11 protein-coding genes, 2 tRNA genes and 1 pseudogene are annotated in these 16,950 nt (G+C 47.2%); 7 read left to right on the top strand and 7 right to left on the bottom strand.

Annotated elements, in window-relative coordinates:
* Positions 1 to 89 precede the first annotated feature (89 nt).
* Positions 90 to 830 (bottom strand): NTF2-like N-terminal transpeptidase domain-containing protein, encoded by a 741-nt coding sequence (locus F1593_RS07340; RefSeq protein ID WP_149400909.1) that lies wholly within the window; start codon positions 828 to 830, stop codon positions 90 to 92.
* A 51-nt stretch (positions 831 to 881) separates the two neighbouring features.
* Here F1593_RS07340 and F1593_RS07335 point away from each other — a divergent pair, with 51 nt between their 5' ends.
* A complete protein-coding gene (locus F1593_RS07335; RefSeq protein ID WP_149400908.1) occupies positions 882 to 1,142 on the top strand; it encodes a hypothetical protein in 261 nt (86 codons plus the stop codon).
* Positions 1,143 to 1,527: 385 nt separating this feature from the next.
* Here F1593_RS07335 and F1593_RS07330 read toward each other — a convergent pair whose 3' ends face one another.
* The 4 genes from F1593_RS07330 to F1593_RS07315 form a co-directional block, all read right to left on the bottom strand.
* Complete coding sequence (locus F1593_RS07330) at positions 1,528 to 2,664, bottom strand: glycosyltransferase (RefSeq protein WP_149400907.1); 1,137 nt, start codon at positions 2,662 to 2,664, stop codon at positions 1,528 to 1,530.
* A 4-nt stretch (positions 2,665 to 2,668) separates the two neighbouring features.
* A complete protein-coding gene (locus F1593_RS07325) occupies positions 2,669 to 4,297 on the bottom strand; it encodes a sugar transferase (protein WP_149400906.1) in 1,629 nt (542 codons plus the stop codon).
* Positions 4,298 to 4,318: 21 nt separating this feature from the next.
* Complete coding sequence (locus F1593_RS07320; protein ID WP_149400905.1) at positions 4,319 to 5,497, bottom strand: glycosyltransferase family 4 protein; 1,179 nt, start codon at positions 5,495 to 5,497, stop codon at positions 4,319 to 4,321.
* A 265-nt stretch (positions 5,498 to 5,762) separates the two neighbouring features.
* A complete protein-coding gene (locus F1593_RS07315) occupies positions 5,763 to 7,052 on the bottom strand; it encodes a peptidase dimerization domain-containing protein (protein ID WP_149400904.1) in 1,290 nt (429 codons plus the stop codon).
* Between the two features lie 252 nt (positions 7,053 to 7,304).
* Here F1593_RS07315 and F1593_RS07310 point away from each other — a divergent pair, with 252 nt between their 5' ends.
* The 6 genes from F1593_RS07310 (at position 7,305) to F1593_RS07285 (ending at position 16,061) form a co-directional block, all read left to right on the top strand.
* A complete protein-coding gene (locus F1593_RS07310; RefSeq protein WP_149400903.1) occupies positions 7,305 to 9,758 on the top strand; it encodes a Stp1/IreP family PP2C-type Ser/Thr phosphatase in 2,454 nt (817 codons plus the stop codon).
* A 197-nt stretch (positions 9,759 to 9,955) separates the two neighbouring features.
* Entirely contained in the window at positions 9,956 to 11,752 is a 1,797-nt protein-coding gene (gene aspS, locus F1593_RS07305; RefSeq protein ID WP_172631936.1) for an aspartate--tRNA ligase, read from the top strand.
* A 466-nt stretch (positions 11,753 to 12,218) separates the two neighbouring features.
* Positions 12,219 to 12,638 carry an ArsR/SmtB family transcription factor gene (locus F1593_RS07300; protein ID WP_216368805.1) on the top strand — a complete coding sequence of 140 codons (420 nt, stop codon included), beginning with the start codon at positions 12,219 to 12,221 and terminating at the stop codon, positions 12,636 to 12,638.
* A 416-nt stretch (positions 12,639 to 13,054) separates the two neighbouring features.
* Positions 13,055 to 13,130: transfer RNA gene (locus tag F1593_RS07295), tRNA-Arg, on the top strand.
* A gap of 142 nt (positions 13,131 to 13,272) precedes the next feature.
* Positions 13,273 to 13,348: transfer RNA gene (locus F1593_RS07290), tRNA-Arg, on the top strand.
* A gap of 211 nt (positions 13,349 to 13,559) precedes the next feature.
* The gene (locus F1593_RS07285) at positions 13,560 to 16,061 is read left to right on the top strand and encodes an ATP-dependent Clp protease ATP-binding subunit (RefSeq protein ID WP_149400902.1); all 2,502 of its coding nucleotides are present in this window, start codon (positions 13,560 to 13,562) and stop codon (positions 16,059 to 16,061) included.
* A 52-nt stretch (positions 16,062 to 16,113) separates the two neighbouring features.
* On the opposite strand, the gene F1593_RS07280 is transcribed toward F1593_RS07285, so the two are convergent.
* A complete protein-coding gene (locus tag F1593_RS07280; RefSeq protein ID WP_149400901.1) occupies positions 16,114 to 16,599 on the bottom strand; it encodes a BsuBI/PstI family type II restriction endonuclease in 486 nt (161 codons plus the stop codon).
* A gap of 160 nt (positions 16,600 to 16,759) precedes the next feature.
* A pseudogene (locus tag F1593_RS28890) lies at positions 16,760 to 16,950 on the bottom strand (ISKra4-like element ISKra2 family transposase); the annotation flags it as partial.

The raw sequence follows: 16,950 nt of genomic DNA, 5'->3' as shown, positions 1-16,950 counted from the left end.
CATCACATACTAAAAAAGGTCACAGGCGCTGAAGCGCCTGCTTACAGGTAAGTAGCAAGATCCCAATGCGACAGGGGGTCTGCTATGCCTTATTTTGTACAGGCCAGGCCCACCTGAGTAGGATTTAGATTATTACCATAATCTGACACCTTCCAGGTTCCATCATCTTGATCCTTTTGGAGGGTGATTTGTAACTTGTATGGAATCTTTTTGTTGCTCTTTTCACGGGTGATGTTATAAGTATAACTCTGACTGTTATCCTGGCTCTGGGCACTGTTGGCTACTTCACTATAATTATTGACTGCTCCATAGCAAGCGTCAACTGCCTGGGCCTGTTTCGTAAATTGATCTTGTGAAAGACGGATTGTAATGGCAGGTCCGAGATTTTTGTACGCCTGTGTGTAGTCTCGTGTATCCAGAGCTGTCAGAAAATCAACCGCTGTCGTGCTGGGGCCGGCGCTCGCATTCAGGCCATTTGCCAGTAAGACTCCAATAGTGCTTGCAACAATCGCAAGTACGATAAAGATACCTCCCAGAATGAGCAGGCGTTTATGCAATTTTTGAGGTTGTGTTTCCTCACGTGTTGGGCGCGGCACGCGTTGCATTTCGGGTGGAGTATCTATGCGAGCCATCCCAGGAGGACGTTTTGGAAGTGCGCGTTGTTCACTGGTTTTTTGTGAAATAACTTCCTGAATTGCCTGATGTTTACTGGTACCCTCATTGGGATTGCGTATGAGTACACGATGTTTGCTGGTCCCATTGAGAGAGGGAATATCTTGAGTCGAGGGCTTTTCAAATGACTCACTTCCCTGGTCTTCTCGTCCTTGCATGCTGGTCCTCCTCGTTGTTTTCTCTAATATGTCATGCCCTGAAGGCTGATAATGAACCTGTCCCCTGACAGTGCCCCGGTCTCTCACCTCCCTCTCGTCGCCGCACGCGGCGGCGAAGAAAAGAAGAAAAAGGGGTATTTGGGGAAACCCCACACCCCGGCAAAGGGCTCGCTGCCCTTTGCAATCCCGCTTGAAAAGCCTTACGTTCGCACCTATGGGGATGTAATCCCCTGGCCTCTCCCACCACCCGCCCGCGTAGCGGGCAACTTTTCAAATGAAGCCAGTCAGAACACTCGTTTCCTGGATAGATAATGTATATGTGAAACAGGACCGTAGACCGTCTCTGGCTAAATATATTATGTGTTTGTTCTTATTCTTTGCTGGCCTGGAACATCGTCAGATGAGATAGGAAGATGTATTTGGTTTTCTTCTCTTTATCTTAAATGGTCCTTGCAAGCTTCACCTATGAAAATGGGTGGAGTGAAGGTATCTCTTTTTAGCCTACTCCACCTTGCAACAAGCTTGTTTTACTATAAAGGCTCTTATTTCTACTGTCAATAAGTTATACTTAGTTGCTAGGAGTAGAGAGTAAGAAATGCCTGGCAAAATGGTATGATCTGATTCCAAACAGCTATCATTTGCACACCGTAAAGCGTGCAAATGATAGCTGCCATGAGAAGCCAGAATTATCAACTCCTTATGAATGCATGATATCATTGGTTGGTAGTGCTTTGGTTGGCGTTCTTTCGCTGAGTTTTGCTTCTATGAATTGTTGAATACGACGGCTAAAGCGAGACGTATCAAACTCCAGAGCATGATTATGGATGACATGTGGATCAAATGTCCGTTCGTCAAATGTCGCTAGCGTGGCTGTCAGGCTGTCTACCGTTTGTTCATTGAAGAATACCCCTGTCATGCCATCAATTACGGATGCCAGTGCTCCGCCAGCTCCATAGGCAATAATGGGACGACCACAGGCTTGTGCCTCAAGTGGCGTGATGCCAAAATCTTCTTCACCTGGAAAGAGCAAGGCGCGGCAGTGCTTAAAGTAATAAGTGACTTCTTCATCAGGCAAGCGTCCCAGAAAGCGAATCGTTGGACCGGCCATTCGTTTGAGCCGTTCTTCATCGCGGCCGCCACCGATAATCACGAGCGGCAATTGTAAGCGATTGCAAGCCTCAATCGCCAGATCGATGCGCTTATAAGGAACCAGGCGGCCAACGCTCAAGTAATAGTCTCCAGGGATAATATCTGGTTCGAATTGAAAGCGTGCGGTTTCGACAGGAGGGGGAATATAAGCCGCTTCACGGCGATAATATTTGCGAATGCGCTCGGCGATAACCGGTGAGTTGGCAATAAAATGATCAACCCGCATCGCGCTTGTCTGATCCCAGACGCGCATTCCGGTGATCATAAAAGGCAGAATACTGCGTGCGACTTTCCCTAGATGTTCGCGTTCCACATACTCTTCGTAATTCCAGCACCAACGCATTGGTGTATGGCAATAGCAGATATGCATTGTCTCAGGCCGTGTAATCACGCCTTTGCCAAAGGCACTTGAGCTACTGAGAACCAGATCATAGCCGCGCAGATCCAGTTTCTCCATCGCAAAAGGATAGAGGGGCAGATAGGGCTGGTGATGTTTCGTGACCAGGGGTAATTTCTGCATAAATGACGTCCGAATATCCATTTTTTGGAAGGCCGGATCAACGCGTTTTGGATCATAAATGGATGTATAGATGGGTGCATCAGGAAAGATCTCATGAAACGCCATCACTACCCGTTCAGCTCCACCCATTTGATTTAGATAATCGTGCACTAATGCAACTTTCATCAGATTAATATGCTCCTCGACTGAATAAGACAGCTGGAATCGTACGTAGCAGCGTCTGAATATAGAGGCGTAACGACCAATTTTCTATATAATAGATATCCATCAAAACGCCTTCATCAAAGCTAATATTACTGCGACCGCGTACCTGCCAGAGTCCGGTCAGGCCAGGTTTAATCGACAGACGGGCTTTTTGCCACTCTTTGTACTGAGCTACTTCCCGTGGTAAGGGCGGTCGCGGGCCAACCAGGCTCATCTCGCCCTTCAGAACATTAAAGAACTGAGGAATTTCATCCAGGCTGGTGCGACGAATGAAGCGTCCGACGGGTGTTACACGTGGATCTTCTTTCATTTTAAAAATGGGTCCCTGCGCCTCATTAAACTTTTCCAACTGCGCCAGGCGCTGATCGGCATCCTTATACATCGAACGGAACTTCAACATCTTGAAATGCCGCCCATCCAGTCCGACGCGTTCTTGTTTATAAATGATGGGTCCCGGTGAACTCAATTTTACTGCCAGGGCAATACTGAGGAAAACCAGAGAACCAATCAGGAGAAAGATCAACGAGATACTAATATCAATGCTGCGCGTGACGATGCGCTGTGGCGTATTAAGAGAGATCTGCTTGATACCCAGCAGTGGGATACCCTCAATATTTTCGATATCAATCCGTGAAAGATTGAGCTCATAGATATCAGGAATTAGCTTGAAAGAAGCTCCCAGGTGTTCGCAAAGTTTGACGCTGTGCAGCGCGTATTTATTCATATCAGAAGGGAGCGCAATGATGACTTCATCAACCTGCATCGAGCGAATGACCAGGCCAATATCATCAATCGTACCCAGCATTTTGAAACGCCCAAAATCTCCCGGTGTACCATTGAGATCATGAAGAAAGCCAACAACCGAGTAGCCTAGATTAGGACTGGCAGCCAGGCATTGCATGACCATTTTCCCGAGGCGGCCAGAACCCACCACGAGCACACGTGTTTCTCCCAATCCCATACGATAGAGGACACCCATGATGCCCGAGACGACCAGACGACCCAGACAGAGTACGATAATGGCAGAGGCCCAGATAAATGGTACCAACAGACGCGAGTTCGGGAGAATAAATCCTTCGTTAGTTACCACATTCGGATTTACAAAAAAGAAGTAGATTGTAATCAAAAATGCGATACCAATTGTTACCGAACTAATGATCGTCCAGACTTGTTGGAACCAGTTACCAGTCAGGCGAATATTATAAAGACGGCGTGAGGCAAAGATAATAATTAGTCCAATGGGAACACCGGTGATTAAGAACCAATAATCGCTAAAGTGTGGGGCTGCCCTATCATCGGCCAGATAGGTATAGCCAAAGAGCTGATTTTTTAACCCCTCAATAAATGGATTGTTGGGGGTTATAATGTGGTATCTGAGACTGTATGCCAGATAAATAGCTGCAACAATAAGGATCGCATCGAGAATAACCATAAAGGCTATTTCTGCTATGCGCCAGTGACGACGATGTGAGCGGCGTGCGGAGATGATTTTTGTAATCGGTCCGGTCGCTCCGCCCATCATTTCTTGTTTTGTGGCTATAGTGGTATTTCTGGAGTCGTTAGGAGCCACGTTGCTATTTACAATTCGAGCCATATGCTTATATCTATCTCAAAACTATTGAACATACGTTATACGTTGTTGGTGATGAATTTTTGCGGCTTGTTCGTAAGCTGCAATGGTTTGTTCTACCATGGCATGGGCTGAAAATTGTTGGGCAATACCTGGTGCCAGTTGTTTGCAGCGATCACGCAACTGCTGATCTATCAGTGCCTGATAGAGCGCAGCGCTTAATGCATTGCTATCTTGCGGATCAATACAGAGTGCCAGCCCGGCACCAGCTTCTGGCAAACTAGAGACATTTGAGGTGACGACAGGCGTGCCACTGGCTAATGCCTCCGCGACAGGGATGCCGAAACCCTCATAGAGTGAAGGATAAGCAAAGACAGCGGCGCTCTGATACCACAGAGCCTGTTCACTATCTGCGACAAATCCTGGAAATAAAACTGCTTCCTCTAGTCCTAATTGATGGACTCTGGTAAAAATCTCGTCATAGAGCCATCCTTTGCCGCCAGCCAGCACAAGTTTTTCTTGTATCTGATATTTCTGTTTTAATTGCGCGTAGGCATCCAGCAAGGTTGCGATATTTTTGCGTGGCTCTAATGTACCAAGATATAATATAAAACCGTCTTTGACACCGTTTTTTTCCCGGAAAGAATGTATCTTTTCTTCTTTAAGAACGTTTGAAAACCGCTCGTCGATACACGGATATATCGTCTGGATACGCTCGTACGGGATATTTACCAGCTCATGGAGATCGCGTTTTGTGCTATCTGAGACCGTGATGATCAGTGTGGCATGCTTTAAACTGCGCACGGTAAAAGTACTATGGTAGAGGCGTTTCGCGCGTGTAAGCACATGCGAGAAACGCAAAAACGCGAGATCATGGAGTGTCACGACGCTGGCACAGTGGCGTGGAAGCAACTCAGGACGCACATTGACCGGCGAATGAAAGACGTCAATCTGTTTCTGACGAATCAGCGTGGGAAGCGTCAATTGTTCCCATGCTATCCTGCTGGTAGGCCGGTCTTCTGACCACGGAGCAGAGACATAGGTAATCTGGGGATGTGGTTCGAGATGATCAATTACTTCTTGCCCATTCACAAATACTGTATAGGCATGTTCTTGCGGTTGTCTGGCAAGCTGGGTAAGAAGATAACGGATGTAACGACTCACACCGCCATTGCGATAGTTCTGACTGTAAGATAGCAACTGCGCATTAATACCTATGTGCATCTTTATTGAGTTCTCCTCATCAGACTTCCAGGGGAGATGTTGAGAGGATGAACCAAGACTGTTCTGCTGACCTGTTGCCTCATTTAGGTTTGATGTCCAAGTTCATACATACCCTGTAACATCTCTATACGTAACGTCTTTGTTTTTTGTTTCCACCATTTTCTGGGTGTATGTTGCTTCCTGGGCGTATGCTTATTTCCCAGTATACTCTCCCTCTTAAGCATTGGCCTAATAAATGGCACTATTGGCTTGTCTGATAGCCTGGCTATGGACGCTTCGTGCTGTCACTGCTGGCGAAGAAAAGTGCCTGCTGGTAGATAGTGTGAACGAGATGTTGAGTCTGTTGCTCTGGCTCCTCTCCCAGGGAGGGGAGGGCAAGGCGCAGGGTGGGTATCGCCAATTGATTGTGGATGATTTGTTCATACACATCTGTTTGTGTGCTGAGAGGAATCAGGATGGGAGTTTGTTGATAGGCCGTATACAGGCTGTTGTGCAGGTGTTGGGCGAATGGTTTTTTTATAGATGTATAGTGGGGTAACGTTGCGGCCAGGAGATGGGCTTGCACGTTATATGGCGCGAGTTGCTGTTGCAGTCTGGAGAAAATAATAGAAGGATTCTGGTCAGGTACCAGCTGAAAATCAAGCCGTGCATTGGCTGTTGAGGGAATGGTTGTAGCTGTCTCTGCGTTATTTGTTGGTACAGGACTATGAAATTCTGTGATCGTGCAGGTTGGGGTGAGAAAGTGGGCATAGTGTTGTTGTATCCCATTTAATCCAAGCAGCAGTTGCTTGGTACCCCATTGCTCGGTATGTTGGGATGTGGTATTCGGAAATTGTGTGATTGATTCAATCGTTTCATCTTCCGGTGGCAAAAGCATATCATAAAATCCTTCGATCAGAATCTCTTCATGACTATCTTTAATGCTTTGCAATCCCCACACCAATTGCCATGCGGCATTGGGTGCAATAGCCCCATAGCCAGCTGGAATCGCTCTTTGAGCCGTCTGGATGGTTAACTCTACCTGCAAATGGCCTTTCATTCCCAGACTTAGTTCTGGCAACGCCACTTGCTGGCTAATTTCTTGTTTTGTTGTATAGAAAATACAGGTATCTGCTTGCAGTAAGGAATGATGGTCGGTCATCAGACGAATAAACGCAGCATGATCTGGCATGTTTTTGTCGATAAAGAGCCACTTGAGATTAAGCGGCAGATGACCAATGTGTGTTTGATAGATTTGGATGGCAGCCATTTGTGACACGAGAGGCGAGATAAGGTGTTGGGCCCTTGGGAGTAACGATTCTGCCTGATAGGTCAGCACAAATAAGACCGTATGTGGCGCGTTTGTAGCGTATTCAGCATATATAATGGGAAGGTTTTGATCCAACTTTTGCGCGGTAAAGCCGTGGCAGGGTAAAAGTGTGAGCAAAACCTCTTGTATCTCTGGCTCTGGTAAAGTATAAAAGTAGGTAGAGATACAACGCCAGTCGCTCAGATAGGATGGAAGTTGGGCATGGATAGCTTGTAAAAGCATTTTCTGAATCGAGGATGATTCCATTGTACATCTGCCTTCTAGAATGGGTGCTGCTAGTACCGCGGGCTATATACCTTGCATGCTGAGAATCGAAAGAGTATACTCAGGTGCAGTGAGCGGTATAAGTAGTAGGCGAGTGAGAAGATCGCAACCACAGAAATGTGTATTACGTTGCATTTTTCTCTGTATCGGTGTATTATAGCCTAAAGTTCCAGCAACTGCCTAGTGGGCAGTGCGCACAAATCGAGAGCTACTAAAGTACGGGAGAGAAGCGCGTTGTCCAAACAACTCCGGCTCGATGTCGCACAGCTAACAGATGTTGGCCGTAAACGTCCCCATAATGAAGATAATATGGCCTATGTCATCCCAAGAGACAGTCAGGTTATGGCCAAAAAAGGCGCACTGTTTATTGTTGCTGATGGCATGGGTGGACATGCAGCAGGGGAAGTGGCAAGCGAGATTGCTGTAGACACAGTGAGCAATGTCTACTATCAAGATGAAAATGATGATATTCCTCTCTCATTGATGAATGCCATTAAAAGAGCGAATGCTTTAATTCATCAGCGAGCGGCAGAAAACATGATGCGTAGTGGTATGGGTACTACCTGTGTCGCTGCGGTCTTTCGTGGTGGCGTAGCCTATATCGCGAATGTAGGAGATAGTCGCGCCTATATGGTGCGGCATGGTCAGTCGAAGCAGATATCACAGGACCATTCCTGGGTAGAGGAACAGGTACGAGCGGGTTTATTGACGAAAGATCAGGCCCGTTCGCATGCGCAACGCAATGTCATTACGCGTGCCCTGGGAACGCAAGCTGAGGTAGAGGTCGATGTCTTTACTGAACTGTTAGAGGAAAGTGATACCTTTGTCCTCTGTTCCGATGGCCTTTCCGGGCCGGTCGGTGAGGATGACCTGCGCGCCATTGTCAATAAATATTTACCACAAGAGAGCGTCTATCATCTGGTTGAGCGTGCCAATGAAAATGGTGGCGCCGATAATATTACAGCGATTGTCGTACGTGTCCAGGAAGCTGGCGATGATATTCCAGCCACATTGTTACAGCATCCTGTCCATGCTGGAAGTTCCGAGCATCCCGCTGATGAGAGTACGGTCGTTTTAGGACGTGTCCCCTCATCCTCGCTGAGTATGCCTTCTGGTTCTTTCCGTATCGATAATTTACGCGTAAATAGTCGCCCTTTAAATCCTACCAGTGATCAGTTTTTTATGCCGACCGCCAGTGGCAATACCGCTCCTGTGGCGGCTGCAGCTCTACCGAAGGCCAAAAAGCGCAGGCGCGTGCTCGTGCCAGTCCTTGTTACTTTGCTGCTTATTGTTGCTGTTGGTGCCGCTGGTGCCTATTATTTCTTATTACCATCAGATGCACAGGCGGATTTAGCACAGGCTGATACATTGATTGGTCAGGCGAAAGGCGATCTGCCCGCCAGACCAGGCGATGCCCTGACATTGTTGACAAAGGCTCAAGTTCATTTACATAGTGCAAAGAATGCATCGCTGAACCCGCAGCAGAGTAGTCAACTTAAAACACTTCAGGATACATTTACCTCAGACTTCAAAGTTGCTTTAAGTAATTACAATCAACAATCCTCAGTAACTCTCTTGCCGTGTACTACGCATGTTCCTATCGCTTTGAATATGGGCAATCAAAATACGCAAACGATGTCTGTTGCAAATATTAAAGTTGATAACAATCATTCGTCTACGTACATATTGGGGGGTGGTGATCTCTATCAGGTGAATGCCCAAAATACCCTTGTCAAGGTGACGCCGGGTCCTGATAAGATAGCGTTGATCGCCAATGATGCACAATATTTGTATACCCTGACGACTGCTAGCGCAGTGAAAGCAGGAACCAGTATCAATTATCGCTTACATGCGTATAAGATGAAAGATGGAAAGTTAGCTGAGAGTGTCGCGAATGGTACGGTCATTAAAGCGGATTTCCTCAAAGGATCAACACCCCAACTTATGACCGCCTGGAATGGGGCAATCTACGTGTTTTCCACGTCAAGCCAGACGACTCCCAATCAGGCTACTGTACTGAAGTATAGTGTTGATAAGTTGAATAACACTCCCATTTCATCAACTATCTCAATCTCAACCAGTCTGGTGAGTGCAGTGGCGTTACCTGATGATTTACTTTTCTTGTTGCATAGTGATGGTCAGGTGAAAAGCTTGCATTTTACAACCGTGAATCCATTAGAAGATAATGTATTAGTGCAGGGAGCGGTTGCAACGCCATGGTCGTTGAATGCCACGAATTTTAACGTCGCAACGCCAGTGGCTACACCGACTACTTCAATTACAAAATTTTTGTCCATCCCCCCCCCAACTGCTCAGATTCCTCAGTCATTGCTGACGGCGGGCCAGGTTGGTAAACAAACGCATGTGTTTCTGGTGGATAATACAAACCACCGGGTAATGGATTTCGCCATTGTGTCTGCCGGTAATACGCCGGCTTCTACGGCGACGCCAACACCGACAACGAATAATGTTGGTGGAAAAGTCGTAGGATCTGGGGGATTGGCTGGTCCCAGCGTACAATTGATACGCCAGTACGCATCTGTGGATGATATCTCTGCAGTCAAGAGCTTGACTTTTGATACCGGAGTGAACCAGATCAATCTGTTGGGTTCGGCAAAGGGTTCCCCCGCTCCGAGTCAGATCACGGTTGATGTTTCCTCTGCCACAGCCTGTACTCCGGCTCCCTAGAGGATTGACGGCTCGTGCCACAATAAGAGAAAGATATTTGTTTCACTGCTGTTTACTTTCGGGTACAGCAGTGATTTTTAGTGATGCGATAACATACCGCTAGAGAGAGATGTGGTGGCCGTGGTGGCTTTTTTGAGTCCCTTTTCCGTTCTGGTTGGCACTACCCTTTTCTCCAGTGACATAACAAAAGGAGTGACATGCACGTGGGATTTGAGGTGCAGTACCGCACGCATACGTGTGGTGAATTAACCGCGTCTGCGGTTGATCAAACAATCAAGCTGGCTGGTTGGATAAATCGTCGCCGTGACCATGGTGGGCTGATTTTCCTGGATGTTCGTGACCGCTATGGCGTAACCCAGGTTGTTTGTGATCCTGAACGTTCTCCCGAGGCTCATCGCGTAGCAACTGAGCTACGTTCGGAATATGTAGTGCAGGTGACCGGTAAGGTGGTACGCCGCCTGGCTGGAACCGAAAATCCTCAATTGAGCACTGGTGAGATTGAAATTTCTGCTGAAGCTATTCAGATTTTAAATCCATCGCGTACAACACCTTTTCCAATAAATGATAGCGTGCAGGTGGATGAAGCGTTGCGCCTGAAATATCGTTATCTGGATCTACGCCGTCCGCGTATGCGCGATATCGTGGTGTTACGCCACCGTGTTGTGAAAGAGATGCGAGATTATTTGGATGACCGTGCTTTTGTTGAGGTGGAGACTCCGATCTTGATGAAGAGTACGCCTGAAGGTGCGCGTGACTATCTTGTACCTAGCCGTCTGTATGCAGGTGAGTTTTACGCGTTGCCCCAGTCGCCGCAACAATTAAAGCAGCTCCTGATGGTCGGTGGTCTGGATCGTTATTTCCAGATTGCCCGGTGTTTCCGCGATGAAGACCAGCGTGCTGATCGCCAACCCGAGTTTACCCAATTGGATTTAGAGATGTCATTTGTTTCTGAAAATGATGTAATGTCTTTGATTGAAGACATGTTGATTCATTTGATTGAAAAGGTGACTTCAAAACGCATTAAGCAGCGTCCGTTCCCACGCATCAGCTATCCAGAGGCGATGGATCGTTATGGTACTGACCATCCTGATCTGCGCTTTGATTTGCCGTTAGTGGAGATTACTGACCTGGCATCTGCAGGTAACTTTAGCGTGTTTAAGAGCACGCTGGCAGCCCAGGGCATAGTCAAAGGTATTCGTGTACCTGGTGCTGGTGGTTACAGTCGCAAAGAGGTTGAAGCGCTGACTGAATATGCTCGCACGCTTGGCGCTAAAGGATTGGTTTCGCTTGCTATACACGACAATGGCGAGATAAAATCTCCTCTGACAAAGTTTATGACCACCGAAGAGGTGCAGGCAATTGTCACACGTCTGGAGGGCAAACCGGGCGACCTGCTGCTGTTTGTTGCAGATAGCGCTAAAGTCTCCAATGATGTACTCTTCCGCCTGCGTGTGAAGCTCGCTGAGCGCTTGCAATTGATTGATTCTGATGAAATGGCATTGTGCTGGGTCGTCGATTTCCCACTATTCCATTACGATGACGATTTGAAGCGCTATGATGCTGAACACAATCCTTTCTCAAATATGGATGAGCATGATGTCAGCAAGCTAGATAGTGATCCTCTCGCTATTCGAGCCAAGCAGTATGACATTATCTGCAATGGATTTGAGATCGGTGGTGGTAGCGTCCGTATCAACGTAGCTGAGCTTCAACACAAAGTCTTTTCTTTGATGAATATGACTGATGAGCAAATTACCGAGCAGTTTGGTCATATGCTTGAGGCATTTGAATATGGAGCTCCACCCCACGGTGGTATCGCTCTTGGTATTGACCGCTTGATCATGTTATTAGCGGATACGGAGAGTATTCGCGAAGTAATCGCGTTCCCCAAAACCCAGAGTGCATTGGATCTCCTGATGGGCGCACCTGCCCTGGTAGACGATAAACAATTGCATGAATTGCATCTCGATTTGCGCCCCGAGGGAAAAAAGTAACCATCGAGGAAAAAGTAACCTCATTGAATACGTTCGCACGCCTGGGGAGCCTCCCCAGGCGTGCGAACGTAAAGAGGGATTATTAAGGGCTGCAAGTCCTTAACCCGGGGCGTGAGGCTTGGCCCCACGCTTCTCTCCCGCCTCAACGCCCGCACAGCAGTCATGCTTTAATCAAGCGTACTCCAGGAATGGGAGTGGTAACTGTTCACACATTGCTACTCCCATTCCTGGCTTTTTTTTCATTATTGTATCAGTAATAATGAATATTTATTCTTTTTTCTGAGGGTGGTAGAAGTGGAAACGAGCCATTCTGCCTTCTTATGAGGATTAAAATCACACATTTGCGGCTAGCAATTTGGATAGAGTTCTATAATAATTGTAGGTATGCACATACCATAAGCCACAGATCTATTATAGGCTTTACATAAGGTTTTACATCCGGTTGGGAGGATGGAAGGAGAAGAATATGACATCGATGAATCAGAGCCATTCAAATCGTGCAGCTTCAGTTCCGGGGGGAGCCACTAATACCGTTGGAATGCTCAACAGGCAGACAGCCCCACTCAATAATCCGAGTGTGATTACGCCAAAGTTCGTACCAACATTGACAGAGGAAGATGCTGTTGCGCAAGCGCGCCTTTTAAAGGCATTGGCTGATCCGACACGACTACGTATCCTGAGCTTGTTGAGCCGCCATGAAGGAGAAGTATGCGTGTTTGAGATTGTGGAGAGTTTTACCTTAGAGCAACCTACAATCTCACATCATTTGCGTATCTTACGAGATGCCGGGTTGGTTGATTGTCGTAAAAAGGGCCTCTGGGCTTATTACTATGTACGTCGTGATGCCTTGAATCGTGCCCGTGATGTAATTGATGGCCTTGCCTGATGAATGGGGCTGGGGCCTGGGGGCATATATTCGTTCTTATCGAGAGTTATTCTCTACTTCGTATACGCACTCAACGCCCTGCGAGAGCCGTGACTGGTATATTTTACCAATTGATGTTGTGGTCGTACAGCCCTGCTTACTCTGGTATGTTTAGCGGGGTTCCACGTGAGTGGGACCCTGATTATGGATCTTCGTTTCTCTCCTCTACTTTCTCTCCATGAGAGGTAGCAATGCTCAATTCAAGCAGGAACGGATACGCTTTCCACACCCTGGCTTGCTGCTAATATCTGCTGAGAAAAGTCTTGACAAAGCTTCTTTGTTCTGATATTATTATCTCCGTCAGTGAGAGACATGAACAACAGCGCGAGCGGTCCTCGCAAGCGTTTCTAAAGCGTGTCAATCCCAAAAATGTATGAGTACCCGTAGCTCAGTGGATAGAGCGACAGATTGCGGATCTGTAGGCCGTAGGTTCAAATCCTATCGGGTACACCACACATAGTACTTTGCTCTGTGTCTATCATAAATGGTAATGCATAGTGCAAAGGCTTTTATGTGTCCTTGTGGTTACGTATAAGCTTGACATGTTGTCGGTGTTTTGTTAAAATTACTGCCATATGTCGGCCCTGCCAATTATGTACCCGTAGCTCAGTGGATAGAGCGACAGATTGCGGATCTGTAGGCCGTAGGTTCAAATCCTATCGGGTACACCAAAAAGAACTGGTCAAATACCAGTTCTTTTTTTTACTTGTTTTGCTCTTCCTGCTCTTCTGACTCACAATGATCCTATCTGGTTGTATGCTTGAGGACTTTTTCCTCTATTTTTTTTCTGATCTGGTACCGCTCTGTTATAAAGAACATTCGCTCCCGATATCTATCTCATAAGGTACTGCGGAGAATAATGATGGATGAAGGAGCTCTATAATGGGGAAGTACGACAAATATAGCTCGGACGTGCGGCAGGTGATCAGCTATGCGCGTGAAGAGGCGCAGCGTTTGCGGCATCGCTTAATAGGTTCTGAACATCTCCTGCTGGGTATCCTGAGATTGCAAGATACGTTAATTGAAGGATTATTTGCGTCCATGCATGTGAGTACGATGAGTATCGCGCAGGCACTAGATTTTGTCGTAGGACGTGGCAATAAAGCTATTCTCAGTGAGCCGTCATTGAATGTCGCGGCGCGTGCAACTCTGGCGCGGGCGGAAGAGGTTGCTGTGGAAGCAACTGTTGAACTGGTAAGGCTTGAGCATCTTTTTCTTGCTATTCTTGAGGAACAGAATAGTGTGGCGCTGGGAGTATTAGAGAGTTTTGGCATTCATCTAGAAGCAGCACGTGAACAGTTTACCGCCTTGATGAATGGTGGTTATCAGCGTCTTCTTCTCTCAACGCGTTATCATACCCGCTATGAAGAGACTCCTATACTTAATCAGGTCAGTCGGGATTTAACCCTGGCTGCTCTGGATGATCTGTTGGACCCTTTAATTGGACGTGAGGTTGAATTGGAGCGGACCATGCAGATTCTCTCACGACGCACGAAGAATAATCCTGTTTTGATTGGCCCTGCTGGCGTGGGAAAAACTGCTATCGCTGAAGGGCTGGCTCTGCGCATTATCCAGGGCCACGTGCCTGATACCCTTCTCTATCACCGAGTTGTCGCCCTGGATGTTGGCTTGCTCTCGATTGGAACCAAGTTCCGTGGGGATCTTGAGGAACGCTTAAAGCATATTCTGCATGAGGTTGTTCGTGCCCCCGACATTATCGTGGTGATTGATGAGTTGCATACACTGGCTCAGGCGGGCGTAGCTGAAGGATCTCTGGATGTGGCGAATTTGTTTAAGCCGATGCTGGCACGAGGAGAGTTCCAATGCATTGGCGCGACAACGCTGGACGAATATCGTAAGACCATTGAGGCTGATCCAGCCCTGGAGCGTCGTTTTCAACCCGTCCTGGTTTCCGAAACCTCTACTGAGGAGACGCTGAAGATTCTGCAGGGTCTGCGTCCCCGCTATGAGACATTCCATGGACTGAAAATCAGCGATGATGCGCTCCTGGCGGCTGTGACGATGTCCTCACGCTATATCCATAACCGTTTCCAGCCAGACAAAGCCCTGGATGTGTTAGATGAAGCCTCCGCCCGTGTCTGTGTTCGACGCTCTTTCTTTCCTGATGATGTGCTGCGGATGCGTGATACCCTGGCCACCATTCAGCATGAGAAGGATTATGCGATTGCGAGAAGAGATTTTCCTCGTGCCGCTCAACTGTTATCCCAGGAACGGCAAGCATGGCAGGCGTTATGCCAGGCTGAACAGCAGTGGTTTGTTCGGCAGCGTGAGCAGAGTTCATGTGTCGTGGTTGAAGATATTGCATCTATTGTGGCGATGTGTACCGGCATTCCTGTCGTGCAAATAGCAGGAGAAGAGCGCTTACGTCTGCTTCATCTTGAAGAGGAGTTGCATCAGCGTGTGGTAGGGCAGCATGAAGCGATTCAGGCCGTTGCCAGGGCTATACGCCGCTCGCGGGCCGATGTGCGAGATCGCCGTCGTCCTATTGGTTCCTTCGTATTTGTTGGACCAACGGGCGTGGGCAAGACTGAATTAGCACGCGCCCTGGCTGTGGCCCTGTTTGGAGATGAAGATGCAATGCTAACGCTTGACATGTCCGAGTTTATGGAGAGCCATCATGCCTCACGCCTTATCAGTGCCCCTCCTGGATATGTTGGCTATGATCAGGCTGGACAATTGACCGAGGCAGTGCGACGACGCCCTTATTGCGTAATTCTGTTTGATGAAATCGAGAAGGCACATCCAAAGATTTTTGATTTGCTGCTCCAGGTACTTGAAGATGGTTGTTTAACTGATGCCCACGGACAGACGGTTGATTTTAAGCATACGATTATTATTCTGACATCCAACGTAGGGACGATACATGCCAGGCCGGGTATGATGTCCTTTACAACTCCTCAGGGCGAAAAAGATCGTCCTCAGATCCAGTACCAACAGATGCGTGACCAGATTTTGCAAGGATTGAAGACTGTTTTTCGCCCTGAGTTGCTCAATCGTATTGATGATACGATTGTTTTTCATCCTCTTGAAATGGCACATCTATGTGAAATTGTTGATTTAATGATTAAGAAAACTCAACAAAGAGTAAAAGAAAAATCTATTGAATTACATGTTGCAGATGCAGTGCGAACCTTATTGGTTGAACGTGGCTATAGTGCCGAATACGGAGCACGTCCTCTGCGTCGTACCGTGCAACGTCTTTTAGATGATGCACTGGCAGAAGCCTTTTTACGCCATACATTTCGATCGGGTGATGTTATTCATGCTGATGTGCTGGATAACAATATTGTGCTTAATATACTGGTACATCCTGATATTGTTGTAACCGCTGGTATTACTGGCTCTGAGCATATTGCTGCTTGAGTATGTATGCTATTTGCACCCGGATTGATCTATGGCTGCACGAAACGTTTTTTTACCATTGAAAAATAATATGATCAGGCGTGTGAGCGAACCAGAGATAACTTCCCCAGGCAATCTGTCCAATAATGTGCTTATAATCCTGTAGTTCATAGCAAGCAGTGATATAGATTTTACGTATTGAGCAAGCGCTGAAACATTCCTCAAGCTCATACTTTCTCGCTGGTGTAACCATTCCCCGTTTCGTTATCACTTCGATGAAGAAGAGCGCCTGTTTCTTTTCTTGATACAAAATGATATCGGGGAGCACATGCTTGATTGATGAATGCATACCAAATTGCTGTAATTGCTCTGCTTCGTGGATCGAGACCATGTTGGCGTTATCCTGGAGATGCAGAATAGATGCTTGTGGCGTGTAGCGCGGGCCGAAGAGTTCAATCGTATCAACAAGTAAGGAATTGTGGCGATAAGGTCCAGGTAAGGCGAAGTTAAAGTATTGCCCATTGTTGTGCTTGAGACCACTGCTGTTATGATTGAGCATCGCTACTCCTTTATCAGCTTGGAAATAAAATCTCTCATCCCACTACTCTTTAAATACCGTGCCACATTCTCAAAATGGAAAAAAATATACACATGTGATGCGTACCTATTACTCTTTGTCAAAAAGACTTCGTTTTTATGCCAGATGTATTGGGTGCGCGTCATTTTTTTGCGAGATACTTTGGACGGCACGCCGGAGATCGCCTCCAAGGATGGGTGACAGAGGGACGATACGGCTCAGGCAATGGAGCGACAGGAGAAGGAGGTTGGGGAACAGGAGGAGTGGATGGAACCGGTTTTTTCGTCCCACGCAGCCAAAACCACCATGCTTGAATCATCTGCTTGGCGGCGG

It is taken from the genome of Dictyobacter arantiisoli (genome assembly GCF_008326305.1).
Lineage (GTDB): Bacteria > Chloroflexota > Ktedonobacteria > Ktedonobacterales > Ktedonobacteraceae > Dictyobacter > Dictyobacter arantiisoli.
The sequence above is the reverse complement of the archived record's forward strand: the minus strand, read 5'-3'. Positions and strand labels throughout refer to the sequence as shown.